Raw genomic sequence first — 26,549 nt, forward strand, 5'->3', positions numbered from 1 at the left:
CCCCGAGTGGTGCTTCTTGACGGTTCATGTTCGGAAGTGCCACCATACCGCAGCCAATGTTTGCGTAAACATCCACACGGATGCCCACAAAGTCGCACAGGATGTTTACGTAAACACCGTTTGGAGGGAGGCCGCCGTGAAGCGACGATCCTGGGCGGGCTGGCGGTTCGTGGCACCGTTCATGACGGTCTTCGCGCTCGTCTTCCTGGCCCCGATCGGCTACTCGATCTACCTGAGCCTGTACCGCACCCGCCTCATCGGCGGCACCACGTTCGTCGGCCTCGACAACTACACCAAGGCGATCCAGGACCCGCAGTTCTGGTCCGCGTTCGGCCGGGTGGCGCTGTTCCTGGCCGTCCAGGTGCCGATCATGCTGCTCCTGGCGCTGTTCCTGGCCCTGGCGATCGACAGCGGCCGGCTCTTCGGCGCCGGCTTCTTCCGCATCTCCGTCTTCCTGCCCTACGCCGTGCCCGCCGTCGTGGCCACGCTGCTGTGGGGGTTCATGTACGGCAACCGTTTCGGCCTGGTCGCCAACGTCAACGACCTGCTCGGCGTGCACCTGCCCGACCCGCTGTCCCCACGGTACGTGCTCGCCTCCATCGGCAACGTCGTGACCTGGGAGTTCGTCGGCTACAACATGCTGATCCTGTACTCCGCGCTGCGCGTGGTGAGCCCGGCGCTCTACGAGGCGGCCGCGCTGGACGGGGCCGGGCAGCTGCGCATCATCCGCGCCATCAAGCTCCCGGCGCTGCGCGGGCCGCTGCTCATCGCCACCATCTTCTCGATCATCGGCAGCTTCCAGCTCTTCGCCGAGCCGAGCATCCTGCGGATCCTGGCGCCGAACGCGATCGCGACCTACTTCACGCCCAACCTGTACGCGTACTACCTCAGCTTCGGCGGCCAGCAGTACAACTACGCGGCCACCGTCGCCATCGTCATGGGCCTGCTCACGATGCTCGTCGCCTACGTCGTGCAGCTGCGCGGGATGCGGAAGGCGGTCTAGATGCGGGCCCGGCGCAGCGTCACCCTCACCGTCCTGTGCGGCATCATGCTCGTCTACACCCTGCTGCCCCTCGTGTGGCTGCTCGTCAACGCCACCAAGACGCAGCCCGACCTGCTCGGCACGTTCGGCCTGTGGTTCGGCCACCGGTTCGCGCTGTGGGACAACATCGCCGACACGTTCACGTACGACGGCGGCGTCTTCACCCGCTGGCTGCTCAACACGCTGCTCTACGTCGTGGTCGGGGCCGGGGGCGCGACCGTGCTCGCCGCGCTCGCCGGCTACGGCCTGGCCAAGTTCGACTTCCCCGGCCGGCGCGGCGTGTTCGCCGTCGTCATCGGGGCGGTCGCGGTGCCGGGCACGGCGCTGGCCGTGCCGACCTTCCTCATGTTCGCCCACCTCGGCATCACCAACACCCCGTGGTCGATCATCATCCCGTCGCTCGTCTCCCCGTTCGGCCTCTATCTCATGTGGACGTTCGCGGCCGACGCGGTCCCCGACGAGCTGCTCGAGTCGGCGCGGGTCGACGGCGCCGGCGAGTTCCGCACGTTCTTCCGCATCGCCGCGCCGCTGCTGGCCCCGGGCACCGTCACCGTGCTGCTGTTCAACGTCGTCGCGACGTGGAACAACTACTTCCTGCCGCTGGTGATGCTCAAGAACCCCGACTGGTACCCGCTCACGCTGGGCCTGTCCGCCTGGAACCAGCAGGCCGTCACCGCCGGCGGCGACGTCGTGTTCAACCTCGTCGTCACCGGCTCGCTGCTCACCATCGTGCCGCTGATCGCCGCATTCCTGCTGCTGCAGCGGTTCTGGCAGTCCGGCCTCAGCGCCGGAAGCGTCAAGGAATGAAGGACACCCCGCCCCAGAAAGGGAATCCAGGATGACTGCCATCAGTCGCCGCTCACTGCTCTTCGGCGCCGCCTCCGCCGCCGCCCTCCTCGTCGCCGGCTGCGGCTCGGACGACAACGGCGGTGACGGCGGGGCCAAGCCCGCCGGCGCCTCCGACGCCGACATCCAGGCCGCGCTCGACGCCGGCGGCAGCATCACCGTCTGGGCCTGGGAGCCGACCCTCAAGCAGGTCGTCGCCGACTTCCAGACCAAGTACCCCAAGGTGAAGGTCACGCTCACCAACGCCGGCACCGGCGACAAGCAGTACACCGCGCTGCAGAACGCGATGAAGGCCGGCAGCGGCGTGCCCGACCTGGCCCAGGTCGAGTACTACGCGCTGCCGCAGTTCGCGCTGGGCAAGCAGCTCGACGACCTCGGCGGCTACGGCTCGGCCAAGCTCGACGGCACCTTCACCCCCGGCCCGTGGGGCGCGGTGCACTCGGGCGGCACCCTGTACGGGCTGCCGATGGACTCCGGCCCGATGGCGCTGTTCTACAACAAGGACGTCTTCGACAAGCACGGCGTCGCCGTGCCCACCACCTGGGACCAGTACTACGAGGCGGCCCAGAAGCTGCACAGCGCGGACCCGAAGGTGTACATCACCAGCGACACCGGCGACGCCGGCTTCACCACCAGCATGATCTGGCAGGCGGGCGGGCGGCCGTACAAGGTGGACGGCACAAACGTCGGCGTCGACTTCTCCGACGCCGGCACCAAGAAGTTCACCACCATGTGGCAGAAGCTCATCGACGGCAAGCTCCTCGCCCCGGTCAACGGCTGGAGCGACGGCTGGTACAAGGGCCTCGGCGACGGCACCCTCGCCACGCTCGTCATCGGCGCGTGGATGCCGGCCAACCTCGAGTCGGGTGTGAAGGACGCCAACGGCAAGTGGCGGGTCGCGCCGATGCCGCAGTGGGAGGCCGGCGGCAAGGTCGTGGCCGAGAACGGCGGCAGCTCGCTGGCGATGCCGAAGCTCGGCGGGAACAAGAACCTGGCCTACGCCTTCATGAAGTACGCCACCGTCGACGCCGGCGCGCAGAGCCGGGCCGACAACGGCGCCTTCCCGGCCACCACCGCGCAGCTGAGCGCGGCGGCGTTCCGGGACAAGGAGTTCCCGTACTTCGGCGGCCAGAAGGTCAACCAGGTGCTCGCCGACGCCGCCGGGCAGGTCGCGAGCGGCTGGTCGTACCTGCCGTTCCAGGTGTACGCCAACAGCGTCTTCAACGACACCGCCGGCAAGGCCTACATCAGCGGCACCACCCTGCAGGACGGCCTCAAGGCCTGGCAGGACGCGTCCGTGAAGTACGGCCAGGAGCAGGGCTTCACCGTCAAGTAAGGAGTTCCGTCGCCGTGCCGCACCACCCCCGTCACCGATGGCTGCGCTGGCCGTCGGAGCCCGACCGGCCGCGCCTCGCGTTCGGCGCCGACTACAACCCCGAGCAGTGGCCGCGCGAGGTCTGGCGCGACGACGTGCGGGCGATGAAGACCGCCGGGGTCAACATCGTGTCCCTGGCCATCTTCTCGTGGGCCCGCATCCAGCCCCGGGAAGGCGTCTGGGACTTCGCGTGGCTCGACGAGGTCATGGACCTGCTGCACGGCAACGAGATCGCGGTGGACCTGGCCACGGCGACGGCGTCCCCGCCGCCGTGGCTGACCGCCGCGCACCCCGAGATCCTGCCCGTCGACCGGGAGGGGCACACCCGGTGGCCGGGCGCGCGGCAGCACTGGCGGCCGACTTCGCCGGTGTTCCGCGCGCACGCCCTGGCCCTGGTGAGCGCGCTCGCCGAGCGCTACGGCGGGCACCCGGCGCTGGCCGCCTGGCACATCAACAACGAGCTCGGCTGCCACAACGCCTACGACTACTCCGACGACGCCGCGCGGGCGTTCCGGGAGTGGCTGCGGCGGCGGTACGGCACCGTCGAGGAGCTGAACCGCGCGTGGGCGACCACGTTCTGGTCGCAGCGCTACAGCGACTGGGAGCAGCTCCTCCCGCCGCGGCTGTCCGCCCCCTCCTCCTACCCGAACCCGACCCAGCAGCTGGACTTCAAGCGCTTCTCCTCCGACGCGCTGCGCGACTACCTGCGGGCCGAGCGCGAGGTGCTGCGGGCCGCCACCCCGGACGTGCCGGTGACGACGAACTTCCTCGTCATGGGCGACACCGGCCCGGTCGACTACGCCGCGTGGGCCGGCGAGCTCGACTTCGTCGCCAACGACCACTACGTGATCCCCGGGCCGCAGGCCCGCGACGAGCTCTCCTTCTCCGCGAACCTGGTCGGCAACATCGCCGGCGGGCTTCCGTGGTACCTCATGGAGCACTCGACCAGCGCGGTCAACTGGCAGCCGGTGAACAAGGCGAAGGCCCCCGGCGAGCTGGCCCGGGACTCGCTGACGCACGTGGCCCACGGCGCCGACGCGGTCTGCTTCTTCCAGTGGCGCCAGTCGGCGGGCGGCGCCGAGAAGTACCACTCGGCGATGGTCCCGCACGCCGGGGAGGACAGCGCCGTGTTCCGGGCCGTCACCGAGCTCGGCGCCACCCTGCGCGAGCTGGCGCCGGTCGCCGGGACGCCCCGGGAGCCGGCCCGCGCCGCGATCCTGTTCGACTGGGACTCGTGGTGGGCCAGCGAGCAGGACTCGCACCCGAGCGACCGGCTGCGCTACCGCCGGGAGGCCCTGGACTGGTACTCGGCGTTCCTGGAGCTGGGCATCCGCGCCGACGTGGTGCCCGCGTCCGGCGCCTGGGAGCGCTACGAGCTCGTCGTCGCCCCCATCCTGTACGTCGTGCCGCGGCCGCTCGCCGAGCGGCTGGACGCCTACGTGGACGCCGGCGGCCACCTCGTCACCACGTACTTCTCCGGCATCGTCGACGAGCACGAGCACGTGTGGCTGGGCGGGTACCCGGGCGCGCTGCGGGACCTGCTCGGCATCCGCATCGAGGAGTTCGGCCCGCTGCTGGACGACGAGACCGCCGAGCTCGACGACGGCTCGACCGGCACGCTGTGGACCGACCGCATCGACGTCGTGGACCCGGCGACGGAGGTGCTCGTGCGGTACAAGACCGGCGAGCAGGCGGGCCGCCCGGCCGTGACCCGCCGCGCGCCCGGCCCCGGCTCGGCCGCGTACGTCTCCACCCGCCTCGGCCCGGCCGGCCTGACCCCGCTGCTGGCGACCCTGGCGTCCCGGGCCGGCGTGACGAGCGAGCTGCCCGCGGCCCTGCGCGGCCACGTCGAGCTCGCCGTGCGCGGCCCGCACCGCTTCCTCTTCAACCGCACCGACCGCCCGCTCGACGTGTCCGCGATCGCCGGCCCCGGCCGCGTGCTGGCACCACGGGCGGTGATGGTGCTCCTGCATGGAGGTACACCGTGATCCAGGATCTGGCCGCCCAGCGCCACCGGGCGATCCTCGACCTCGTGGCCGAGCGCGAGTACGCCACGATCACCGAGATCCAGGCCGCGACGGGCGCCTCGCCCTCGACCGTCCACCGCGACCTGGCCCACCTCGCGGACCGCGGCGCCGTGGCACGCATCCGCGGCGGCGTGACCCGCCCGCCGTCCCCGTCGGCCGAGGTGGCGGACCTGCGCCGCCGTCTGGCCCGGCTGCCCGATGTACTGGAGACGGGCGACCTGGCCACGGTCGAGCGCCTGCTGGCCCAGGCCCTGCACACCTGCGAGCGCCTGCGCCGGTGATGTGGCGTTGAAGGACCGTCGTCGCCGCGTCGGCGCGGGGGGCCGGGTCCGGCCGATCGGACGGCCAGGTTGCCGGAAGAGGCCAGTGCCGGAACCGGGGCAGGACGGCCTAAGATCGGCGGCGATGTCGCCTCGCTTCCTCCAGTCGCTGCTCGGCGTCGCGGTCGCCATTGTCGGTAACGGGCTCGCCGACGCCGCGGCGTTCGTTGTCATGCGCTCGCACGGTGACGGGCTGGGGTGTGGGTCGTCGCTCGATCCCAGCGGGCGGTTCGAGCTGCTCACCGCGCTGATCCTCACCTACGGCATCGCCCAGCTCGTACTGCTCGGCGCCGCGTTCGGGCTGTCGTGGCTGGCCAAGCCGCCGCCGGGGTACTGGGCGGCGCTGCGCGCGGGCTGGGCGGTACTCGCCCTGTTGTCCGTACTGTCCATGTTCTACCCGGGGTGCTGACCGGTTCGGTCCGGGGCGCCGATCGACCCCGCCGACCCGTGGCGACTGACCAGCGGCCCGGTCCGCCTCGTCGCCGCGGCGTACGGATGGAACGACGACGTCGCCGAGGGCCCGTTCCTGGTGCGGCACGGCGACCGCCTGGTGCTGAAGTACTCCGGCTCGGCGGTCGGCCGACGTACGCCGCGCGGGCGGTGCACGGCGCTGCGGCGCACCCGCTGGGCGGCCGACGGGCACCTGGTCCTCGGCCAGCGCCCCGACAAGGAGGTCGCCGCCCACCTGCGCGCGATCCGGGCGGTGGTACGCGTCGGCCGGCCGGACGATCCCCGGCCGGCCGCGCGGTTGACTCGATCAGGGCAGCAACGTCAGCTGCGCAGGCTCCACTGCTGGTTGGCGGCGCCGCTGCACGACCAGAGAATGATCTTCGTGCCGTTGGCGGTGCCGGCGCCGTTGGCGTCCAGGCACAGCCCGGACTGCTGACCCGTGATGGTGCCGTTGGCGTTGACGTTCCACTGCTGGTTGGTTTGACCGTTGCAATCCCAGATCACCACGGCGGTGCCGTTGGTGGTTCCCCGGTTGGAGGCGTCGAGGCACTTGTTGCCGTACACCTGCAGCTGCTTGCCGGACGTGTAGGTGAAGCGCTGGTTGGTGCCGCCGTGGCAGTCCCACAGCTGGGCCTGCGCGCCGTTGGTCGTCGACGCCCCGCTGATGTCGATGCACCGGCCGGACGCCGCGCCCACGATCGTGGCGCCCTGCCCGCCGCCGCCCTGCTGCCGGACGATCCACTTCGACTCGGCCGACCGGTTCCCCTGGGCGTCCACCACGAAGAGCCGGTACTCCCCCGGTGACGTCGGCACGGCGATGGACGTCGCGGTGCCGCCCGCCCGGGTCATCGTCGGGCCGGCCGTGAAGGTGGTCGTGCCGGACGGGGCCAGCCAGACCGTCCTGGTCGCGTCGCCGGTGCCGCGGATCGGGATCGGCGTCGCGCCGGCGCCCACGAACGTGCTCGCCGGCAGCGCGTAGTCCGGCAGCGACACCCGGCCCGACGGGATGATGTCGCGGTACGCGTCCTCGAGCCCGGAGTTCGCGGCGATGCCGTACGCCGCCGCCGGCCAGACGTAGTCGGACGAGACGAGGATGTCCTGAACGGTGCTGTTCGGCAGGTTCTTGTTCGAGACCTTGTTGATGGGCCCGTACGTCTGCGTGATGCTCAGGTCGTGCTTGCGTCCGAAGTCGTCGGAGTTGATGAGCCACGTGACGTTCTTGTCGACGCTCAGCACGTTGTCCCGGAAGGTGATGTACGCCGAGCCCTCGTCCGGGTGGAGTCCGTACTTGTGGCCGGCCGGCACGCCGTCGAGGTAGTTGTTGGTGACCGTGGTGCCGGGCTGGCTGCCGAGCGTGTAGATGGGCGCCGTGTCGCTGAGGCGTTGGACCGTGTCGATGATGTGGTTGTAGCTGATGGTGTTGTTCCGCGCCGTGGTGGTCGGCCGGTTGGGTGCGACCGAGCCCGAGGACCCGTCGAAGTTCCACCAGCCCCAGCCGAGGGTGATGCCCGACCACGGAGCCTTCTCGATCCGGTTGTGCTGGATGCTCAGCGTGTCGGCGAAGTACGCCGAGATGGGGCTGTGCCCGTTGAACAGCACGGCGCTGTCGTAGATGTAGTTGTTCCTGATCTCGATGTTCTTGCACAGGCCCTCGGCCTGGGTGGAGTACTTCTCGCCGTTGGTCGGCGTGGCGTCGCCGATGTAGACGTGCTGCGGATGGCCCACCGTGACCGCGGATCCGGCGATGTCGTTGGTGTAGTTCCCGATCAGCCGCGTGTTCTGCACGTCGTTGACCATGTTGATCCCGTCGGCGCCGGTGTGCTCGATCCGGTTGCGCTCCAGCAGGATCCCGTCGGCGTTCTCGACCTGGATGATGCCGGGCGCGACGTCGACGTTGCGGTAGTAGTAGTCGTGGAAGTTCCGCTTGGCGTACACGAAGGAGCTGAGGTTGCCCTGCTGCGCCTGCTTGAACACCGAGCCGGCCACGTTGACCAGGTTCCAGTCGGAGTGCTCGACGGTGAGCCCGGTGAACGTGAGGTTGCGGACGTGGCTGCTCGTGGACGTGCCGGCGACCCGTAGCACGGTGGACACGTTGTTCGGCGCGAAGACCGTCGCCGTCGTCATGTCCTCGGAGCCGGACTTGTAGTAGTACAGCGTCCGGCTGGTCTTGTCGAAGTAGAACTCGCCCGGCGTGTCCAGGAACTCGTAGGCGTTCATCACCTTGTGGCTGCCGCCGGCCTGGGCGTCGCCGTTGTACGCGCCCTGCGCGATGGCCGCGCCCGGTTGCTGGAAGAGGGCCACCCGGTTGGCGCCGTCGGAGCTCGTGGTGACCTGGCGGACGCCCACGATGGCCGTGGTCCAGGTCGTGGCCGTCTCGATCTCGAGGTCGTCCTGATTGCGGGAGATGGCCGGGAAGTCGGCCAGACTGTACTTGGCCCCGTCGCACTCCGAGCCGGACTCCCACGCCCAGGGTGCCTGCCCGGCGGTGACGCTGTACGTGCCGTAGCACCCCGCCGAGTTGATCGTCTTGGCCGCCATGTACGCCCGCTTGCCGTTGACGTAGAGCGCCCGCAGCTTGTTGCCGCGATCGAGCGGGGCCTTCCAGATGTTCCCGCTGTGCTGCGTCCACCCGGTGACCTGGACGCCGCCGGTCAGCACGGGCGTCTCGTTCGGGTAGGCGGCGTAGATGATCCGGTAGCCGTTCGTCCCGGAGTCGTTCGGCGTGAACTCGATGGTGCCGGTCACCTGAAAGTTTCCGCCGCGCAGGTACACGTAGATGTCCCCGGTCATGTTCGCGTTGATCGTGCGAACGACGTCCCGCGCATGCTGCACCGTCCGGAACGGTGCCGCGAGCGTCCCGGGATTGGCGTCGTTGCCGTCCGGTGCGACGTAGTACGCCGCCTGGGTGGCGGCCGCGGCCGGCGCTTGGTGCGTGACGGCCGGCAGCAGCGCGGCGAAGGCGAGCACCGCAAGCACCGTCAACGACCTTCCGGCGGTGGAAAGGGCGGACTTCACGCTCGTGTCCTTTCTCTGCCTGCGAACCGACGTCGTTCGGCCGCGAGCAACGCATCGATGGTGACCGCGACGGCGGGGACGGACTCCGTGCGGACGCGGCCGGGCGGAGGCATGACGTCGTGCGCGGGGGCACGGGCGGCAGGCGCCGGCCACGACGTGTCGGACCGCCGGCCGGCGGTCCCGCCGGCCGAGCACGACCCTTCCCCAAGCGGCTCGATCCGAGGGTAGACGTCATACGTATCAGGAGCAAGAACGTAAATATTTACGCGTACCGTTGCGGGCACGGGGGTCCACCGGGCGCGGCCACACTCGCCGCCCTGCGCCCGCTTCACCAGGGCTTCGACCGAGGCCCCGATCGTCGAAACCTGAACCCGCCCGCCGTTACCCGCCGCCACGCGCGGGTAGCGGTACCGACCGTCAGGTCCGCACCTCGATACCGCTACCGTGAAGGAAGCGTCATGACCACGATCACCACCCCGGAAACCGGCCTGGACACCGTCGCCGAACTCGCCGCCCAACTGCGCGTCGACGCGATCCGCTCGTCCACCAGCGCCGGCTCCGGGCACCCGACCTCCAGCATGTCGGCCGCGGACCTGCTCGCCGTGCTCGTCACCCGGCACCTGCACTACGACTGGGACAACCCGCACGATCCGAGCAACGACCACCTGATCTACTCCAAGGGCCACGCGTCCCCGCTGGTGTACTCCGTGTTCAAGGCCGTCGGCGTGATCAGTGACGAGGAGCTGATGACCGGCTACCGGCGCTTCGGCCGGCGCCTCGAGGGCCATCCCACCCCGATCCTGCCCTGGGTCGACGTGGCCACCGGCTCCCTCGGCCAGGGGCTGCCCGACGGTGTCGGCGTCGCCCTGGCCGGCAAGTACCTCGACAAGTTCCCCTACCGGGTGTGGGTGCTGTGCGGCGACAGCGAGATGGCCGAGGGCTCCATCTGGGAGGCGCTCGACAAGGCGTCGTACTACCAGCTGTCGAGCCTGGTCGTGATCGTCGACGTCAACCGGCTCGGCCAGCGCGGCGAGACCGACCTCGGCTGGAACCTCGACGCCTACACCGCCCGCGCCGAAGCGTTCGGCGCGCGCGTGCTCACCGTCGACGGCCACGACGTCGAAGCCATCGACGACGCCTTCACCACGGCCGCGCGGACCGACGGCAAACCGACCGTGATCCTCGCCAAGACGATCAAGGGCAAGGGCTTCTCCGAGGTCGAGAACAGGCCCAACTGGCACGGCAAGCCGCTACCGGCCGACATGGCCGGCCGCGCGATCGCCGAACTCGGCGGCGAACGTCACCTCATCCTGCGCGGCCCCCTGCCGCCGGACGGCAGCACCGACAGTAGCGCCCCGGCCGCCGACCGGGCAGCGCAGCCGCACACCACCAAGCCGGTCGAACCGCCCGCGACGACGTACGACGTTGGTGCGAAGGTCGCCACCCGCAAGGCCTACGGCGACGCCCTGGTCGCCCTCGGCGCCCGCGACCCGAAAGTCGTCGCCCTCGACGGAGAGGTCAGCAACTCCACCTACGCCTCCGAGTTCGCCAAGGCCTACCCCGACCGCTACTTCGAGATGTTCATCGCCGAACAACAGATGGTCGCCGCCGCCACCGGCCTTGCCGTCCGCGGCTACCGGCCCTACGCCTCCACCTTCGCCGCGTTCCTCACCCGCGCCCACGACTTCATCCGCATGGGCGCTGTCAGCGGCGTCGGCCTACGCCTGGTCGGCTCCCACGCCGGCGTCGAGATCGGCGCCGACGGCCCCTCGCAGATGGGCCTCGAAGACCTCGCCATGATCCGCGCCGTGCAGGGCTCCACCGTGCTGTACCCGGCCGACGCCACCAGCACCGTCGCCCTCACCGACGCCATGGCCACCACCCGCGGGATCAGCTACCTGCGCACCACCCGCGGCAACTACCCCGTCCTCTACCCCGACGGCGAATCCTTCCCCATCGGCGGCTCCAAGACTCTCCGCGAAACCGACCACGACCAGGTCACCCTCATCGGCGCCGGCGTCACCCTGCACGCCGCCCTGGCCGCCGCCGATACCCTCGCGGACAAGGGAATCACCGCACGGGTCATCGACCTCTACTCCATCAAGCCCATCGACGGCGCTGCCCTCGCCGCAGCCGCGAACGCCACCGCCGGCCGGATCGTCGTCGCCGAAGACCACCACCCCGAAGGCGGCCTCGGCTCCGCCGTCATCGACAGCCTCATCACCGCCCGCATCCCCGACCTGCATATCACCCATCTCGCCGTCCGCGAGATGCCCGGCTCCGGCACCGGAGACGAACTCCTCGCCTGGGCCGGCATCGACGCCGACCACATCGCCGCCGCCGCACAGGCGCTGATCACGACCGGTGATCCTGCGTAGCGACGACGCAAGCCCGTCGTGAAGCCCAGCCAGGTCAGCCTTTCGTCCGTTCGCGGGAGCCAATTCTGTCCTGTTTGGACAGTGGGGCCCCGGGGCGGCGAGAACTCCACGTGACCGGGCCGACAAAAGTTCGCTCGAAGCCATACCCTCCAGGCATGCGACGTATCCCCTTGCCCACCACGGCCATCACCCTGGCCCTCGCGCTCACGGCCTGCGGCTCCGACAAGCCCGCCCACCCCTCCCCGACCACCGCCGAGCCTGAAGCCGCCAGCTACTGCGCCCAGTTGGTCGGCCCCGGCAAGACGGTCGGCTTCAAGGCCGAGCAGGACGGTACCGTCCTGCGCGGTGTCGAGTTCGGCACCAGCGGCACCGGCGTGGTGCTCGCCCACCAGGACCAAGGCAGCGTCTGCGAGTGGCTGCCGTTCGCCAGGAAGCTTGCCGACAAGGGCTACCACGTCCTCGCGTTCGACTTCGGCGGTGAGGGCGACTCCGACAAGCACCCTGGCGGCCCCTCGATCGTCGGAGACGCCGTGTCGGCCGCGAACTGGTTGCGCACGCGAGGCGCGACGAACCTGGTCCTGATGGGCGCGTCGAAGGGCGGCACCGCGTCGCTGGCCGCGACGACGAAACTGGACCCCAAACCGAAGGCGGTCGTGACCCTGTCCTCCCCGGTGTCCTTCGCCTCCGCCGACGCTCTCAGCGCGGCGTCCGGGGCGGCGTTCCCGGTGCTGTACATCGCCGGGGAGTACGACTCCCCGTTCAACGACGACGCCAAGCAGCTCTACGACGCCACCCCGCCGGCCGTCGGCCCCCGGCTGCTGGTGGTCCCGGGCGCGCCGGAACACGGTACGGCCCTGTTCGCCGGCTCGGCCGCCGACACCGTCACCAAGGCCATCGACGATTTCCTGGCGAAGAACGCGCCCCCGGCAAGCAAGTGAGCGGCACGGTCTACACAATCAACGGTGTACCGAAGACCCGACGGCAGCTCGTCGGGGGTCACCGACGCATGCTCACCGCGCCGGTGACCCCCGACCAAGCCGACCTAACACGCCACCACAGCGACTAGCGCTGCAGCGTCAGCACCCCCGGCCGCCAAGGCAGGAGGTTGTAGTTCGTGCCGTCGGAGCTCGGGTCCCGGCCCTGGTACAGCAACTGCAGATTGCAAGGGTCGACGGTCTTGGTCTGATCGGGGTTGGTGCGGACCAGGTCGCCGTGGCTGATGTCCCTGGTCCAGGCGGCGCCGCTGTTGGCCTTGCCGGCGAAGGGATTGCCCTCGGTGGCGGCCTGCGGGGTCCACGACCCGCCCAGGCTGGTGGCCGTGAACGAGCGGAAGTAGCGGCCGTTCGCGCCCATCGCCTCGACCAGCATGAGGTACTGGTTCTGCCCCTGGACCTTGTAGACCTCGACCGCCTCGAACAGGTTGGCCTGCGTGTCGCTCATGATCTCGGTGTACGACGAGCCGAGGCTGCCCGGGAAGTTGCCGATGGGCATGCTGGCGCGGTAGATCTTGCCGTTGTCGCCGGCGAAGAACATGTACATGTTCGTGTCGTCGCCGATGAGGGTCTGGTCGAGGGGGGCGCTGCCGGAGATGCTGCCCGTGAAGAGCGTCTGGGGCGACGACCAGCCGTTGGCGTTGGTGGGGTCGCTCGAGGTGCGGTAGGAGAAGGTGGTCGGACCCCACTGGTAGGCGAGCACCCAGGTGTTCTTCGGGGCGAAGTAGAACAGCGTCGGCGCGACGGTACCGATGGACATCGTGTTCTGGCTGGCCGAGGCCATGTCGGACCAGTTGGTGAAGGGACTGAAGCCGATCGAGCCGTAGTTCCCACTGAGGTCGGTCGTGGAGGCGTAGACGATGTGCTGGCCGTTGTAGACGACGTTGGTGAAGTCCTTGACCGCGGACAACCCCGACTTCGGGGTGGCCAGCGGGCCGGTCGACGTCCAGCGGTAGCTCGACGGCAGCGCGCACCCTGTGCCGCCGCCGTCGACGCGGACGAGCTGCCACTGCTGGTTGCTGCCGTTCCAGTCGCTCCATTGCACCACGCTGGCGCCGTCGGCGGTCGAGGCTCCCTGCACGTCGGCGACCTTGCCGCTGTTGCGGTTGACCAGCCGGACGTACCCGTCACTGGAGTCGGCGAGGCTGAACTGCTGGTTGGTGCCGCCGTTGTCGGCCCACTGCACCATGGAAGCCCCGTCGGCGGTGGACTTGCCGTAGACGTCGGCGACCTTGCCGGAGTGCCGCGCGCGCAGCTTGTAGTAGCCGCCGCCGGCGTCCACGAACTGGAACTGCTGGTTGTACGTGTTCGTGCGGGTCCACTGGATGAGCTGGGCGCCGTCCGCGGTCGACGCGCCGTTGACGTCGAGAGCCTTGCCACTGTTGCGGTTCAGCAGCACGTACCAGGCGCTGGTATCGACCGTCGCCGCCGAGGCGGCCGTCATGTTCAGCACCGCCACGCCGGCACCGACCAGCGCGGTCACCACCGCGACGGCGATACCGAGGCGTCGTCTGCTTCGCTGTGTCTTCATTCCGGGTGTACTCCTTCAGGGGTGTCTATCAAATGCGGTAGCACTGTCACTGCCGGTTCGCACCGTCACCACGGGATCTCTGCGTGCTTCCGCTCGAGTCGGGGGGGGTCAGGGGCACCGATCGAGCCGGCTCGACATGGCCGGGTTGCCGTGGTGAGCGGGGCTATGCCGGCTACCAGTCCAGCGGCAGGCCACCGCACTCGGGGCACCCCCGGCGGCCGGTCGCGACGGACCACCTGCGCAGCCGGCAACGGCCACGAGCACCGCCGCCGACACGGCGGACGTGAACGCGCGCCGCCACGGGCGGCGCGGGTGTGACGGGGGCACGTCCAGGTTCTCCTTCAGCCTTCCCGGCCGACTCGACGACCTTGAGTGGTTCGGGGGAAGGAGAAGGTTGCTCGGCCACGGCAAGAAACTTGGAAACCGCCGCTCACCTGGACCTGGTAACAGAGCGGACGGGGTTCGTGACGCTGGCCGTCAGCCTCCACCGGTGCCCGGCCCCTGGGCATCGACAGGGCGCTCATCCACTACCGCGTTGGTTGGACGGTAGTTCGGCTTGACGGCTCAACCACCGCGCACCCTCGTCACCGACGTCGGCGGTCATCCGGACTCGGACCAGATTGCTCCGGCCCGGCACCCTCGATCCTCCGCCCTCGACGCCGCGCGCCTTTGTCAGCCATCGTCGTGTTCCCTCCCGAAGGTGATACGCGCCTGTTCGATTGCGGCGATGTGCCGCTCGGCCCAGGTGCGGACCACGGAAAGCGGTGCGTCCAACGACATCCCCAGGTCGGTGAGCGCGTAGTAGACCCGTGGAGGCACGGTCGGCTCGACCCGGCGGGTGACCAGGCCGTCGCGGCGCAAGCTCCGCAGCGTCTGCGACAGCATCTTGTGGGATACCCCCGGCACGCGACGGCGCAGCTGCGCGAAACCGACCTCATCCGGGTGCGCCTCGGCGAGCACCTTGATCAGCATCGACGTCCACTTGTCGCCGATCCGGTCGAGCAGCTGCCGGGTCGGGCAGGCGGGGCTGAACAGGTCCCCGGTCACCCCGGGCTCACCAGGTAACGCGGAGGTGCCGTCTTGTCCGGTCATGCCACGATCTCCAAGATTGAGTAGGTAACCGATGGTAACCGCGGTAGGAGTGGCATGGAGTTCCGCACCATCAAGACCAACGGCACCGAGCTGCACGTGGCACTGGACGGGGCCGGGCCGCCAGCGCTGTTCCTGCACGGCTGGCCGCACACCTGGCAGGTATGGCGGCCGGTCCTGCCGCTACTGACCGCGGCGCGGCGGGTCGTCGCGCCCGACCTGCGCGGGCTCGGCGACAGCGCCCGCGCGGAGGACGGCTTCGACGCCGGCACCGGAGCCGATGACATGCTCGGCCTACTGGACGCCCTCGACATCGATCGCGCCGACGTCGTGGCGATCGACGCCGGGGTGCCGGCCGCATTCGTGCTCAGCGCGCTGCATCCGGCGCGGGTACGACGGCTGGTGCTCCTCGAAGCGACGCTGCCCGGACTGCCCGGCGGGTTCGCCACGCCGCCGTGGTGGTTCGGCTTCCACACCGCACCGGGGCTCGCGGAGACGGTCCTCGAGGGCCATGAGGACGCGTACGTCGACTGGTTCCTCACCGCCGGCACCTACGAGCACCGCGGTGTCCCGCCGGCGATCCGGGACGCCTTCGTCCGCGCGTACACCGGCCGCGACGCCCTGCGGTGCGGCTTCGGCTACTACCGCGCGGCACAGCAGAATGCGGAGGCGGTCCTGGCGGCGGGCCGGCTGACCGTGGCGACCGTCGCCGTCGGCGGCAACACCGTCGGCGACCTGCTGCACCGGCAGCTGCGACCGGTCACCGACGACCTCACCGGCGAGCTCGTCGCCCGCAGCGGCCACCTCGTCCCGCTGGACCGCCCGGACGCGGTCGCGGACCTGATCCTCAACAACCGCGCAGGTCGGCAAGGAGCTTTCCGGTGACGACGTCGAGGCGGGCAGCGCTGCGCGGGTCGAACGCAGCGGTGTCGGTGGCGACGCGCCGACCCTCCAGTACCGCGGTGAGCCCCGTCGACGGCGCGTCGAGACAGCGCAACCAGCGTGGACTGTTGGGCGCTCTGTGACCGATTCGCGACATTGGTCGTCTCAACTTTTGCTCTGTGGCACCGAACTTTTTTTGGCACGGGCATATCTTTCGCTCGCGCGAAAAAATGTTTACGTTGTTCGAAGGTTAGTGCCTAGCCTCGCACCGGCGTCCTGCCCTACACACCCCTGGCCGCCGTGCGCATCCATCACGCGCCGTTGCCTGACCCACTCCCGCCACGTCACCGCCCGACCGACAGGAGACCTTCAGATGGCCCACACCCCCGACCCGATCGCGGACACACCGACCGCCACCGACCAGCACACCGCTCCCGACGCGACGAGCCGCCGCTGGCTCCTCCGCGGCGCGGCGGCCGGCGTCGCCGCGATCGGCACTGCCGCGCTGCTCCACCCGTCGGCGGCCATCGCCGCCCCCGACAACACCGCCCCGGGTACCCACGGCGGTGGTTCCGCCGGCCGGGTCCCGCGCGACCGGATCAGCGTTCAGCTCTACACGCTGCGGGACCAGCTCGGCATCAACCTGGAGAGCAGCCTCGCGGAACTGCGCCACATCGGCTACACACACGTCGAGCACGCCGGATTCGTCGGCCGTACCGCCGCGCAGTTCCGCACGGCACTCGACAACGCCGGCTTGAAGGCCACCTCAGGACACGTCGGCATCCCCCAGCCGTTCGACGCCGCCGCGTGGGAAGCCGCGCTGGCCGACGCCAACACCATCGGCAACCGTTACATCGTCAACCCACTCTTCGGCCTGGACTTCAGCACCTTCCAGCCCATCCGCGACGCCGCCCGCTACCACGCCTTCGCCAAGGACCTCAACCGGGCCGGCGCCATCGCCAAACGCGCCGGCATCAGTCTCGGCTACCACAACCACCACCTCGAGTTCATCCGCCAGACCGGTCCCGGGTCCGCCGGCGGCACCCGCACCGGGTTCGACATCATCACCGCCGAAACCGACCCCGCCCTCGTCCACCTCGAAGTCGACCTCTACTGGGCCTGGCGCGGCACCGCCGACCCCGTCGACCTCATCCACGCCAACCGCGGCCGCATCCGCCAGGTCCACGTCAAGGACGTCACCGTCGACACCAGCTTCACCACAGCCCCGTTCGCCGACGCCGGCCAGGGCGTGATCGACTTCGGCCGCATCTTCCAGCACGCCCGTGAGGCGGGCATCGAGGAATTCATCATCGAACGTGATGACGCCGGCAGCCCACCCCGCACGCCCGCCGACGCCCTCAGCACCGCCCGTGTCGGCTACCAGTACCTTTCCGGCCTGACCTTCTAGAGGAAGCCAGATGAGCCGTACCGCAAGGATCACGACGACGCTGCCCTCGTCGCCCCCGGACCGGGCACGCTGACCGTCAAACAGTCCGCCGGGCAGCCGAGTGCACACAAGGCTGCCCGCTCAGTCGACGCGGGCAAGGCCCGCGCCGGCGAGCCGCGACAGCGCGACCCGGCGTCCGGTCAGCCGACCGTGCGGACGGCCAACCTGCTCCGAATGCCGGTGCCGCCGCACAGACGCTCGTCCTCGCCTCCACCGGACGGCTGCGATGACCGGCCGCGCGTGGACGGTCGGCGGCACTTGCAAAGGGGTGCCTCAACCGGCGCGGTCGGTCGCCGAGCCGCTCAATCGCGTTGGAAGGCTTCACGGCGCATCATCTGCCACAGCGTCGGAATGCCCTCGGTGGTGGTCACGGCGACCGCCTTGCGCACGAACCGGTTGTCCGCGACCTGCTCGAGGATGGCCGCGGCGAGATCGGCGCGGCTGGTGAAGATGCCGGGCGCCCGGTCCTCGTACAGCGAGTAGCGGCTGACGGTCGCGGCGTCGAACAGGCCCGACGGACGCACGATCGTCCACAGCAGGTCGCTGTCGCGCATTTGCCGCTCCATGATGCGCATGTCCGCGTAGGTCGTCTTGCCAATGGTCGCGACGACGATCGGCTGCAGGATCCGGTTCATCACGAAGCCGCCGTCGGCGTGGTGGTGCGGCACGGTGGCGCTCGAGCTCACCGCGACGACCCGCTTGACGCCGTGCCGCGACATGGCCGCGGTGATGTTGCGAATCCCGTCGCTGTAGACGGAGATGGGCTTGCGGGCGAACGGCACTCCGAGGGTGGAGAGCACGGCATCGACGCCGGCCACCGAACGGTCCACGGCCTCGGCGTCGTGTACATCGGCGCCCACGACGCTGAGCAGCTTGTGATCGAGCGGAAAGTCGGCCGGTCGCCTGGTCACGGCAACGACCTCATGTCCTGCTTGCACTGCCTGGTCGGTGAGTAGGCGGCCGGTCGGTCCGTTCGCACCGAAGATGGCGATCCTCATGATGACGTCCTTCAAGGCTGGATGGGCATGTACTACGCATGGTAGATGATACGAGTCCCGAATGATATGTGACTCGTAGCATCTCGCGACGCCCACAGCCTTACCGGATAGGTGGCCCGGCGCGGCTGACCCGTACCACCAGGCAGCGCACCAACGGCGAATACGTGCGCGCGCCTGGTCTCAGGGTCAACGCGTCCCAGGGCCCAGCGGCCGCTCAGGTGCAAGTGATCTACTGTGTGGGTGAGCGACCTGCGAAATCTCATTGTCCGCTGGCAGCACGGCTGGGGCGTGGCCCGCGCGCTACCCGTCGCCGAAGACGTCGGCGGTGGGTTGCGGGTCCGGTGCATGCAGCCCGGCCGCGACGTCGAGTATGTCGCGCTCGACGCCGACGAGGACCTCGCATCGCTCACCAGGCTGGCTGAGCTTGTCGCCGGCGAGGACACCGTCACATGGCTGACCGTGCCCACCACCGATCCGGCGAAGGCGGCCTCGGCTCTGGTGGACGCCGGCCTGATCGTGCTCAAGAGTTCGGAGCTGCTGATGACGGCCGATCTTCGCCGGCATCCGCAGCATGTGCCCGCCGAACCGTACCGGCTCCTGACCCAGGTCGACTCGCACCTCGGCGGCAGCGTGGTCACGGCCACGATGCGCCACGAGTCGGGAGAGATCGGCGCACGCGGGACGATGGGACTGACCGGTACGGATGCGATCGCAGACCGGATCGAAACCGTGCCGGCTCATCGCCGCAAGGGCCTGGCCAGCGCGATCATGAGTGCGCTCGCCCGTTCCGCGATCGAAGAAGGCGTCGAACATGGCATGCTCGTCGCCAGCGAGGACGGTCAAGGTTTGTACACAACGCTGGGCTGGCAGCCGGTCGCCGGTGTCCTGATCGCAACCACGCCTGGCAACACTTACCCGTCCTGAACGGTGCCTTCCTTCGACCCGCGAGCCGGGGAGCTCCGTCTCGGTGCCGGTCCGTCAGCCTCGACCGGTCGCCTGGCCGTTGGCGGTCGGCGGGGCCGGGGCCAGGCGAGGAGGGCCATGTCGACGATCTGGAGCAGGTCGGCGGTGGTGGCGCCGTCGCGGGCCTGGGCCGACATGCCTTGCAGGACGGCGGCGTAGAACGCTGCCAGTGCGTGGGGGTCGGTGCCGGCCGGGAGCTCTCCGGCGCGCACGGCGCCGGCGATCCTGGCCTCGAGCCCTCGGACCCGGCCGGCCCGCTGGTCGCGCAGGCGGGCGGCGATGTCGGCGGACTGCGGGGAGCTGTTGGTTGCCGCGCTCAGGACCATGCAGCCGTGCGGGCGGTCCGGCGTGGTGAAGGCGGCCGCGGCCTCGCAGAGCAGGCGTTCTACGGCTTCGCGCGTGTTCGGCTCGTCGGCCAGCACCCGTTCGGTGTAGGCGGCGTGGGTGTGCAGGTAGTGGTCGAGGGCCTCGAGGAACAGGGAACGCTTGTCACCGAAGGCGGCGTAGAGACTCGGCGGGCCGATGCCGAGCGCCGTGGTGAGCAGCGCGACCGACGTCGCGTCGTAGCCGTATTCCCAGAATACGGCCATTGCCCGTTCGAGCGCCTCGGCGCGGTCGAACGACCGGGGCCGTCCCATCGTCACACCGCCATTCTATAGCGATCCCTACAGATGCGTGTTAGCGTCCGTTCTAGAGCGAATGCTACAGAACTTCGGGGGCGTTCATGGTCAACGTGGGTTTGTTCGTGCGCAGCGCGCCAAATGTCGTCGCCGGTCCGATCCGCGGCGCTTGACCTGCACCGACCGTCCGCCCTACCGGTCCTCGGCTCGCGAAGCGGACCGTCCCGCGGCGAAGGCAGCCGAGGTCGCGCGCTTCCCGCACCCATAGCCGTCCGTCAAATCGCTATCGCCCGGGCGATGGTCATGGCCATTGCCCGGGCCGCCTCACTCTGCGATCCGACGCGCAGCCCGCGGCGCGTTAATCGATAAACATCAGTTCCTGGAAGGAGCAGCATGACCGGAGTGCGTCGCCGCAACGTGATGAAGCTGGCCGGTGCGGCCGGACTGGCCACCGCCCTGGCGCCCGCCGCTCGGGCGTCGGCCCGAACCGCGGACACCACCTGGTACTCGTCGATCCAGGGGCCTCCCACACCGACCATGACGTCGTTCGACAACACCATGCTCGGCTTCATGGAGCAGCGCGGCATCACCTGCGGATCCCTCGCGGTCACCGATCAGGGCCGCCTGGTCAAGGCGACCGGCTACACCGTCAACCCGAACTGGCAGCCGGTGGCCCCCGACCTGGTCCAGCCCACCACACTCTTCCGGATCGCCAGCATCAGCAAGCCGATCACCGCCACCGCGATCAACCGGCTGGCGCAGGAGGGCAGACTCAACCTCGACACGCCGATCGGGTCGCTGGTCGACCTGACGCCGCCGACCGGCCAGACCGCCCCGGACAAAATCGGTGAGGCAACCGTGCGCCGGGTGCTGCAGCACCGCGGCGGCTGGGGCGACCCGTCGGTCACCCACTTCGACCCGATGTTCGCCGACCGGGCGATCGCCACCTTCTTCGGCACCCCGTTGCCGGTCACCCAGCGCCAGATCATCAAGTACAACTCCGGCCGCGCGCTGGCCAGCGACCCGGGCACCACATTTGCCTACAGCAACTACGGCTACCTGCTGCTGGGCCGGGTGATCGAGGCGGTCACCGGCATGGCCTATGCGGCCTACGTGCAGCAGGCGGTGCTCGGCCCGACGGGCATCACCCGGATGAAGCTCGGGCACAGCCTGGACCAAGCGCCCCACTACGTGAACACCGAAGCGGTCTACAACACCTCGCTGGAACCGACGCCGACGGTGCTGGAGGACTCGAGCGAGGAGCGGCCCGCCTATGTGCGGTGGCCGTACGGCGGCTTCAACCTGGAGAACATGGACTCGCACGGAGGCTGGCTCGCCAGCGCCGTGGACCTGGTCCGGTTCGCCTCGATCTTCGATCTGCCGGTGAAGCCGGCCGGCGTGCTCAACCAGACATCGGTGACGGCCACCTTCGCGCCGCCGGATTCCGCAAACACCTCCGACCCGTACTACGGGTACGGCTGGTTCGTCCGGCAGGCCACGGGCGGCGTCGGGTACAACTCCTGGCACAACGGCAGCCTCCCGGGCACCTGGACCTGGCTGGTGCGTTGCTTCAACGGGCGGAGCTGGGCGGCGCTGTTCAACCAGCGGGACGACCATCTGCATCCCGAGTCGGAGACCTACGCCGACATCGATCAGGCGTTGTGGAATGCGGCGGCCGCGGTGACGTCGTGGCCGACCGGCGACCTCTACCCGCAGTTCTTCCCGGCCGCCTGAGCCTGAACTCGGGTGTGTCCCGGCAATGAGGGTGCTCCGTCAGTGGGCGCCTATGTGGATGGTCGTCAATTTCTCGTCAAGTTGGGTGTCGCGCGATCGCTAGCGCGGGCCTGCCGGCCGTAGCGTGCGTGTCGTCAATGATCTCCATCGACGAGAACGGGGCCCCAAATGATCGGAAAGCGCGTCAAGACCGCTGCCCTCGCCGCCTGCGCGGCAGTACCGCTCGCCCTCCTGGCCACACCGGGTTCCGCGTCGGCTTCCGGCACCGATTACCTGTGGGCGTACTGGCAGAAGCCCGGCAGCACCACGTCCGGTGGATACGGCGTATTCCACGCGTACGGCGAGATCGTCCAGGTGCAGGACTGGCACGCCGACGGCTGGCGGACGTGGGCGCAGATCCAGACGCTGCTGCCGGACTCCAGTGGCGTGCTGCACTGGGTGAACCACAGCACGCCGTGCTGGGACGACACGAGCCACGGCGACACCAGCGGCGGTGGCTTCACGACGTGCAACTACTCGCTGCCGGAAGGCACCCGGGTCCGGGTGCACGTCTGGGCGACCAACAGCGGCGACCACAAATACGACGAGTACAGCCCTTCCGGTACGGCCTGACGACATTCCGCGGACGCGGCCGGGCGGCGACCCGGCCAAGTCACCAGTTGCGGCTACGGGCTCGTGCAGAGTTTCGGTGCTGCCCGGGCCTGGCCACCACGGCCGACGCCGCGGGCCGCGCTGCTGCGGGCCGTAGGCGGGCCGACAAATGCAGCGACCGGAAACGCCTGTGGAACGTGGTGGTCACAACTCGAACGGACATTGAACCAACGCTGAGGATCAGGGTAGCGAGTGGAGGCCGTCATGGTCGCATCTGGTACCGACACCCACGTCATCGCCGCCGAGGTTCGCGAGGGGATCTACGGTCGCAAGGTCGCCGCCGTGGAGCCGGGCGGCGCCGAGTTCATTTCCCTGTCCGAGCGGCACGGGCGGCCGCTGGACCTCTTCTGGACGTGGATGTCGCCGAACCTGGAGTTCGCCACGATCTTCGTCGGTGTCATCTCGATCCTGTACTTCCAACAGTCGTTCTGGGCGGCCGTCGCGGCGATCGTGGTGGGCACCGGGCTCGGGTCGCTCACGCACGGCATCCTGTCGTCGCGCGGGCCGCGGGCCGGCGTGCCGCAGATGATCCTGAGCCGTATCGGCTTCGGCTTCCTCGGCAACGTCCTCCCGGCCGGGCTCAACGCCGTCGTGGCGGGCGTCGGCTGGTTTGCCGTCAACAGTGTCTCCGGCGCGTTCGCGCTGGCCACCCTGACCCACCTGGACAAGCTGCCGTGCCTGCTCATCGTGGTGGTGGCCCAGGTCGTCATCGCGTTCTTCGGGCACAACCTGGTCCAGGTCTTCGAGCGGTACGCCTTCCCGGTGCTTGCCGTCGCGTTCCTCCTCGCCGTCGCCTGGACGTTCGCCAAGGCCGACCCCGGGGCGGCGGTCGCGGGGGGCGGCGGCGGCATCGGAGGCTTCCTGCTGACGGTCGGCGCCGCGTTCGGGTATGCGGCCGGGTGGAACCCGTACGCCACCGACTACACGCGCTACCTCAAGCCGGACACGAACGAGCGGGCCGTGGGACTGTGGGCCGGCCTCGGCGTCTTCGTCTCCTGCACGGTCCTGGAACTGGCCGGGGCCGCGTCCGTGACGATCGCCGGGCCCATTGGTGACAACCTGACCGGCAACTTCACCCAGCACCTGCCGACCTGGCTGGCCGACATCACGTTGCTGGCCATCGCCATCGGGGCCGTCTCGGCGAACGTCATCAACATCTACTCGGGCGCGATGTCCTTCCTGGCGCTCGGCATACGGCTCCCGTTGAACCAGCGGCGGGCCATCGTCGCGCTGGTGTTCGGCGTGGCCGGGTTCATCCTGGCCTGGACCGGGCTCAAGGACGCGGGCGCGAAGTACGAGGGCTTCCTGCTCGTCATCTCGTACTGGATCGGGCCGTGGCTGGGCGTCTACCTCACCGACTGGTACCTGCGGCGGGGCAAGCAGGTCGACGGGTTCCTTTTCGACCGGCGGCACAACCCCTGGGCCGGCGGGCTGGCGATGGCGATCGGCATGGCGGTGTCGATCCTGCTGTTCTCGAAGCAGGTGGACTACACCGGGCCGGTGCCGTCGCACATCAAGCAGTTCGGCGACTCGACCTTCGAGGTCGGGTTCGTGGTGTCGGCCGTCCTCTACTGGATCGGTTTCCGGCTGCAGGGCGGCAAGGACCGCGAGGAAACGCTCACGTTTGCTCCCGCAGGAAGCTGACCGGCTCCTCGACACCGTTCCACAGCACCGTCGTCTCGGCCGGCCGCGTGCGCGCCACCTCGCGGCCGGCCCGCAGCACCAGGTACCGCGGCGCGACCAGCCGCACGGCGTCGACCGCGGACGGTGCGTCGAAGACGACCAGGTCGGCCGGGCCGCCCACGTGCAACCCGTAGTCCTCGAGGCCCAGCGCGGCCGCCGGGTTCACGGTGATCATGTCGATCAGCCGGGGCAGTTCGGCGTCGCCGCTCATGTGGCCGAGGTGCGCGAGCACAAACGCCGCCTGCAACGGGTCGCCGTAGCCCAGCGGATACCACGGGTCCATGATCGAGTCGTGGCCGACGCACACGTTGACGCCGGCCTCCTGCAGCTGCTTGACGCGGGTGTGTCCGCGGCGCACCGGGCCGGTGTCGAAGCGGCCCTGCAGCACGGCGTTGTCCAGCGGATTGGTCACCATGTGCAGGCCCGCCCGGGCGATGTTGGCGACCAGGCGGTAGGCGTAGGCGGCGTTGTACGAGTGCATCGCCGTGGTGTGGCTGGCCGTGACCCGGCCGGTCAGGCCCCGCCGGATCGTCTCCGCCACCATCACCTCGATGAACCGCGAGTGCTCGTCGTCGGTCTCGTCGCAGTGAATGTCGACGCGCAGTCCGTGCTCGTCGGCGAGTGCGAACGCGAACCGCACCGACTCGACGCCGTCCTCGCGGGTCAGCTCGTAGTGGGGAATCGCGCCGATCACGTCGGCGCCCAGGTCGACCGCCTTGCGCATCAGGCCGCGGCCGCCGTCGTAGGACAGGATGCCCTGCTGGGGGAACGCGACCAGCTGCAGGTCGATCGTGCCGCGCAGCTCCTCGCGCAGCTCGGCCAGCCCGCGCAGCGCCCGCAACTCGGGGTCGCACACGTCGACGTGGCTGCGCACCGCCTGGACGCCGTTGGCCAGCTGCCATCGCAGCGCCTGAGCCGCCCTGGCCTTGACGTCGTCGACGGTCAGGTCCTTGACCCGCTCGGCCCACACGGCGATGCCCTCGAACAGCGATCCGGACACGTTGGGCCGCGGCTGCCCGACGGTGAGCACGGCGTCGAGGTGGATGTGCGGCTCGACCAGGGGCGGCGTGACGAGCCGGCCACCGAGGTCGATCGTGCGCGCGGCGGGCTCCTGCGCCGACGCGATCCGGCCGGCGTGGATGCCGATGGCACGCGGCTCGGTCTCGCCGGCCACGAGTGCGTTGAGCAGCTTGAGGTCGATCATCGACCCGACCTTTCACGGAACCGCGTGAGCTCGCGGCGCAGGGCCACGCCGAGCCGGTCGGCACGCACGTGCAGCTCGTCGCGCATCCGCAGCGGCAGCCCGGGCAGCGTCATCGTGCTCTGCAGCGCCAGGTCCTCGGCCAGGACGGCCTCCTCGAACGCGCACTCGTCCGCGACGACCTCGGGCCCGGGCCGCTCGACCCCGCCGATGCCGTACAGCAGCATCTTCGTATAGACGCGTGTCCGGGCGATCGACTCGGGCTGGGCGAAGAACAAGATCGTCTTGACCGCGCCCGCGTCCAGCTCCTCGAGGCGCAGCATCAGCTGGAACGGGGCGCGGTAGACGTATGTCGCACGACGCCGCTGCCGCATCGGCCGCGTCCCGTCGAGCACTCCCGGATCCCCGGGGTTGTCGAACCACTGCTCCTGCACGCTGCGGAATCCGTCCGGCTCGTCCTGCACGGTGTACGCCGGGACGGCCCGCTCCTCCCCGGCGCCGAACGTCGCGGCGTGCACGAAGGGGAAATGGGCGACGTCGAGGAAGTTGTCCGCGACCACGCCGGCCGACACGTTGGTGCGGGCCGGCGGTAGCCATGCGCCCACGTATTGCCGGTCCTCGTCGTCGGGGTCGTCGAACAGCTCCGTCAGCGGCTCCTCCGGGGCCAGCCAGACGAGGCCCCAGCGCGTCGTCACCGCGTGCGGCGCCGGCTCGACGTGCAGGTCCTCATACACGCTCCATACCTCGCCGAGCAGCTCCGCGGTGAAGGGCAGCTCGGCGACCAGCCCGACCGGGTGCCACGCCCGCCGCAGGACCGGGTCCTCATTGGTGCACAGCGACGGCGGCTCGGCCGGAGCGATCGTCGCCCGGTCGAGCCAGACGCGGCCGTCGCGCTCCTGCACCGCCGGGCCCGGCGGAAGGTCGGCGCGCGGCGGGACGGCCCGGTCGGGTGCCGACGGGATGCTGACGCAGCGCCCGTCGGGCCCGAACTCCCAGCCGTGGTAGGCACAGCGCAGCGTCCCGCCGGTCGGGGTGGCCGCCGACAACGGCACAAGGCGGTGCGGGCACCGGTCGGCGAAGACCCGGACGGGCCCGCCGTCGGCGAAGCGGACCAGCACGAACGGCATTTCGTCGACGTCGACCGCGAGGGGCCGCGTCGTGACGTCGGTGCTGCGCGCGACGGGCGTCCACTGGCTCACCGACCCAGTCTGCATCCCGGATGTTTCGATCGGGTGCCGACCGGCTCCGCGCGACCCCTTACCGGATAGGCACTGCCCTCGTCCAGCCCGCCGGTGAAGCCCACCA

The 26,549-nt window shown here is 69.9% G+C and carries 21 protein-coding genes; 14 read left to right on the forward strand and 7 right to left on the reverse strand.

The window, feature by feature from the left end; genetic code table 11:
* The first annotated feature begins 136 nt into the window (after positions 1-136).
* From AB0B76_RS10855 to AB0B76_RS10880, 6 genes are all read left to right on the forward strand, one after another.
* Positions 137-1,003 carry a sugar ABC transporter permease gene (locus AB0B76_RS10855; RefSeq protein WP_360372894.1) on the forward strand — a complete coding sequence of 289 codons (867 nt, stop codon included), beginning with the start codon at positions 137-139 and terminating at the stop codon, positions 1,001-1,003.
* Entirely contained in the window at positions 1,004-1,849 is an 846-nt protein-coding gene (locus AB0B76_RS10860) for a carbohydrate ABC transporter permease (RefSeq protein ID WP_360372897.1), read from the forward strand.
* Positions 1,850-1,880: 31 nt separating this feature from the next.
* Complete coding sequence (locus AB0B76_RS10865; RefSeq protein ID WP_360372900.1) at positions 1,881-3,224, forward strand: sugar ABC transporter substrate-binding protein; 1,344 nt, start codon at positions 1,881-1,883, stop codon at positions 3,222-3,224.
* A 14-nt stretch (positions 3,225-3,238) separates the two neighbouring features.
* Complete coding sequence (locus tag AB0B76_RS10870) at positions 3,239-5,251, forward strand: beta-galactosidase (RefSeq protein ID WP_360372903.1); 2,013 nt, start codon at positions 3,239-3,241, stop codon at positions 5,249-5,251.
* A complete protein-coding gene (locus AB0B76_RS10875) occupies positions 5,248-5,571 on the forward strand; it encodes a DeoR family transcriptional regulator (protein ID WP_360372906.1) in 324 nt (107 codons plus the stop codon). The genes AB0B76_RS10870 and AB0B76_RS10875 overlap by 4 nt, the downstream gene beginning before the upstream one ends.
* A 124-nt stretch (positions 5,572-5,695) precedes the next feature.
* Positions 5,696-6,019, forward strand: a complete 324-nt coding sequence (locus AB0B76_RS10880; RefSeq protein ID WP_360372909.1) for a hypothetical protein — start codon at positions 5,696-5,698, stop codon at positions 6,017-6,019.
* Between the two features lie 362 nt (positions 6,020-6,381).
* Here AB0B76_RS10880 and AB0B76_RS10885 read toward each other — a convergent pair whose 3' ends face one another.
* On the reverse strand, positions 6,382-9,075 hold the full coding sequence (locus AB0B76_RS10885) for an RICIN domain-containing protein (RefSeq protein WP_360372912.1): 2,694 nt from the start codon (positions 9,073-9,075) through the stop codon (positions 6,382-6,384).
* A 458-nt stretch (positions 9,076-9,533) separates the two neighbouring features.
* Here AB0B76_RS10885 and AB0B76_RS10890 point away from each other — a divergent pair, with 458 nt between their 5' ends.
* Positions 9,534-11,453 carry a transketolase gene (locus AB0B76_RS10890; protein WP_360372915.1) on the forward strand — a complete coding sequence of 640 codons (1,920 nt, stop codon included), beginning with the start codon at positions 9,534-9,536 and terminating at the stop codon, positions 11,451-11,453.
* Positions 11,454-11,608: 155 nt separating this feature from the next.
* On the forward strand, positions 11,609-12,391 hold the full coding sequence (locus AB0B76_RS10895) for an alpha/beta fold hydrolase (protein ID WP_360372918.1): 783 nt from the start codon (positions 11,609-11,611) through the stop codon (positions 12,389-12,391).
* Between the two features lie 124 nt (positions 12,392-12,515).
* Here the strand turns inward: AB0B76_RS10895 and AB0B76_RS10900 are convergent, their stop codons facing one another.
* Both AB0B76_RS10900 and AB0B76_RS10905 read right to left on the reverse strand, forming a co-directional pair.
* Entirely contained in the window at positions 12,516-13,976 is a 1,461-nt protein-coding gene (locus AB0B76_RS10900) for a non-reducing end alpha-L-arabinofuranosidase family hydrolase (protein ID WP_360372921.1), read from the reverse strand.
* A gap of 672 nt (positions 13,977-14,648) precedes the next feature.
* A complete protein-coding gene (locus tag AB0B76_RS10905; protein WP_360372924.1) occupies positions 14,649-15,023 on the reverse strand; it encodes a helix-turn-helix domain-containing protein in 375 nt (124 codons plus the stop codon).
* Between the two features lie 99 nt (positions 15,024-15,122).
* Between AB0B76_RS10905 and AB0B76_RS10910 the strand changes: the two genes are divergently transcribed.
* Both AB0B76_RS10910 and AB0B76_RS10915 read left to right on the forward strand, forming a co-directional pair.
* Positions 15,123-15,950, forward strand: coding sequence for an alpha/beta hydrolase (locus tag AB0B76_RS10910; protein ID WP_360372927.1), 828 nt, complete (start codon positions 15,123-15,125; stop codon positions 15,948-15,950).
* Positions 15,951-16,320: 370 nt separating this feature from the next.
* On the forward strand, positions 16,321-17,355 hold the full coding sequence (locus tag AB0B76_RS10915; protein ID WP_360372930.1) for a sugar phosphate isomerase/epimerase: 1,035 nt from the start codon (positions 16,321-16,323) through the stop codon (positions 17,353-17,355).
* Positions 17,356-17,696: 341 nt separating this feature from the next.
* Here AB0B76_RS10915 and AB0B76_RS10920 read toward each other — a convergent pair whose 3' ends face one another.
* Positions 17,697-18,407, reverse strand: coding sequence for an NAD(P)H-binding protein (locus AB0B76_RS10920; protein WP_360372933.1), 711 nt, complete (start codon positions 18,405-18,407; stop codon positions 17,697-17,699).
* A 225-nt stretch (positions 18,408-18,632) separates the two neighbouring features.
* Between AB0B76_RS10920 and AB0B76_RS10925 the strand changes: the two genes are divergently transcribed.
* Positions 18,633-19,316, forward strand: coding sequence for a GNAT family N-acetyltransferase (locus AB0B76_RS10925; RefSeq protein WP_360372936.1), 684 nt, complete (start codon positions 18,633-18,635; stop codon positions 19,314-19,316).
* Here AB0B76_RS10925 and AB0B76_RS10930 read toward each other — a convergent pair.
* The gene (locus AB0B76_RS10930; RefSeq protein ID WP_360373636.1) at positions 19,304-19,993 is read right to left on the reverse strand and encodes a TetR/AcrR family transcriptional regulator; all 690 of its coding nucleotides are present in this window, start codon (positions 19,991-19,993) and stop codon (positions 19,304-19,306) included. The genes AB0B76_RS10925 and AB0B76_RS10930 overlap by 13 nt on opposite strands.
* A gap of 375 nt (positions 19,994-20,368) precedes the next feature.
* Here AB0B76_RS10930 and AB0B76_RS10935 point away from each other — a divergent pair, with 375 nt between their 5' ends.
* The 3 genes from AB0B76_RS10935 to AB0B76_RS10945 all read left to right on the forward strand — a co-directional run bounded on the left by AB0B76_RS10935 (position 20,369) and on the right by AB0B76_RS10945 (position 24,004).
* Positions 20,369-21,709 carry a serine hydrolase domain-containing protein gene (locus tag AB0B76_RS10935; RefSeq protein ID WP_360372939.1) on the forward strand — a complete coding sequence of 447 codons (1,341 nt, stop codon included), beginning with the start codon at positions 20,369-20,371 and terminating at the stop codon, positions 21,707-21,709.
* 168 nt (positions 21,710-21,877) lie between these two features.
* Positions 21,878-22,321 (forward strand): hypothetical protein, encoded by a 444-nt coding sequence (locus AB0B76_RS10940; RefSeq protein ID WP_360372942.1) that lies wholly within the window; start codon positions 21,878-21,880, stop codon positions 22,319-22,321.
* A gap of 243 nt (positions 22,322-22,564) precedes the next feature.
* Positions 22,565-24,004, forward strand: a complete 1,440-nt coding sequence (locus AB0B76_RS10945; RefSeq protein ID WP_360372944.1) for a cytosine permease — start codon at positions 22,565-22,567, stop codon at positions 24,002-24,004.
* Here AB0B76_RS10945 and codA read toward each other — a convergent pair.
* A complete protein-coding gene (gene codA, locus AB0B76_RS10950) occupies positions 23,979-25,247 on the reverse strand; it encodes a cytosine deaminase (RefSeq protein ID WP_360372947.1) in 1,269 nt (422 codons plus the stop codon). The genes AB0B76_RS10945 and codA overlap by 26 nt on opposite strands.
* Complete coding sequence (locus tag AB0B76_RS10955) at positions 25,244-26,443, reverse strand: Rieske 2Fe-2S domain-containing protein (RefSeq protein WP_360372950.1); 1,200 nt, start codon at positions 26,441-26,443, stop codon at positions 25,244-25,246. Before AB0B76_RS10955 ends, codA begins: the two co-directional genes overlap by 4 nt.
* Positions 26,444-26,549: the final 106 nt, after the last annotated feature.

The organism is Dactylosporangium sp. NPDC049140 (assembly GCF_040648435.1).

What these genes read in the sequence shown, in the direction of transcription:
- AB0B76_RS10930 (WP_360373636.1), bottom strand. Translation starts at nt 19,993, where the DNA reads ATGGGACGGCCCCGGTCGTTCGACCGCGCCGAGGCGCTCGAACGGGCA.
- AB0B76_RS10890 (WP_360372915.1), top strand. Translation starts at nt 9,534, where the DNA reads ATGACCACGATCACCACCCCGGAAACCGGCCTGGACACCGTCGCCGAA.
- AB0B76_RS10860 (WP_360372897.1), top strand. Translation starts at nt 1,004, where the DNA reads ATGCGGGCCCGGCGCAGCGTCACCCTCACCGTCCTGTGCGGCATCATG.
- AB0B76_RS10945 (WP_360372944.1), top strand. Translation starts at nt 22,565, where the DNA reads ATGGTCGCATCTGGTACCGACACCCACGTCATCGCCGCCGAGGTTCGC.
- AB0B76_RS10935 (WP_360372939.1), top strand. Translation starts at nt 20,369, where the DNA reads ATGACCGGAGTGCGTCGCCGCAACGTGATGAAGCTGGCCGGTGCGGCC.
- AB0B76_RS10895 (WP_360372918.1), top strand. Translation starts at nt 11,609, where the DNA reads ATGCGACGTATCCCCTTGCCCACCACGGCCATCACCCTGGCCCTCGCG.
- AB0B76_RS10910 (WP_360372927.1), top strand. Translation starts at nt 15,123, where the DNA reads ATGGAGTTCCGCACCATCAAGACCAACGGCACCGAGCTGCACGTGGCA.
- AB0B76_RS10900 (WP_360372921.1), bottom strand. Translation starts at nt 13,976, where the DNA reads ATGAAGACACAGCGAAGCAGACGACGCCTCGGTATCGCCGTCGCGGTG.
- codA (WP_360372947.1), bottom strand. Translation starts at nt 25,247, where the DNA reads ATGATCGACCTCAAGCTGCTCAACGCACTCGTGGCCGGCGAGACCGAG.
- AB0B76_RS10865 (WP_360372900.1), top strand. Translation starts at nt 1,881, where the DNA reads ATGACTGCCATCAGTCGCCGCTCACTGCTCTTCGGCGCCGCCTCCGCC.
- AB0B76_RS10880 (WP_360372909.1), top strand. Translation starts at nt 5,696, where the DNA reads ATGTCGCCTCGCTTCCTCCAGTCGCTGCTCGGCGTCGCGGTCGCCATT.
- AB0B76_RS10915 (WP_360372930.1), top strand. Translation starts at nt 16,321, where the DNA reads ATGGCCCACACCCCCGACCCGATCGCGGACACACCGACCGCCACCGAC.
- AB0B76_RS10940 (WP_360372942.1), top strand. Translation starts at nt 21,878, where the DNA reads ATGATCGGAAAGCGCGTCAAGACCGCTGCCCTCGCCGCCTGCGCGGCA.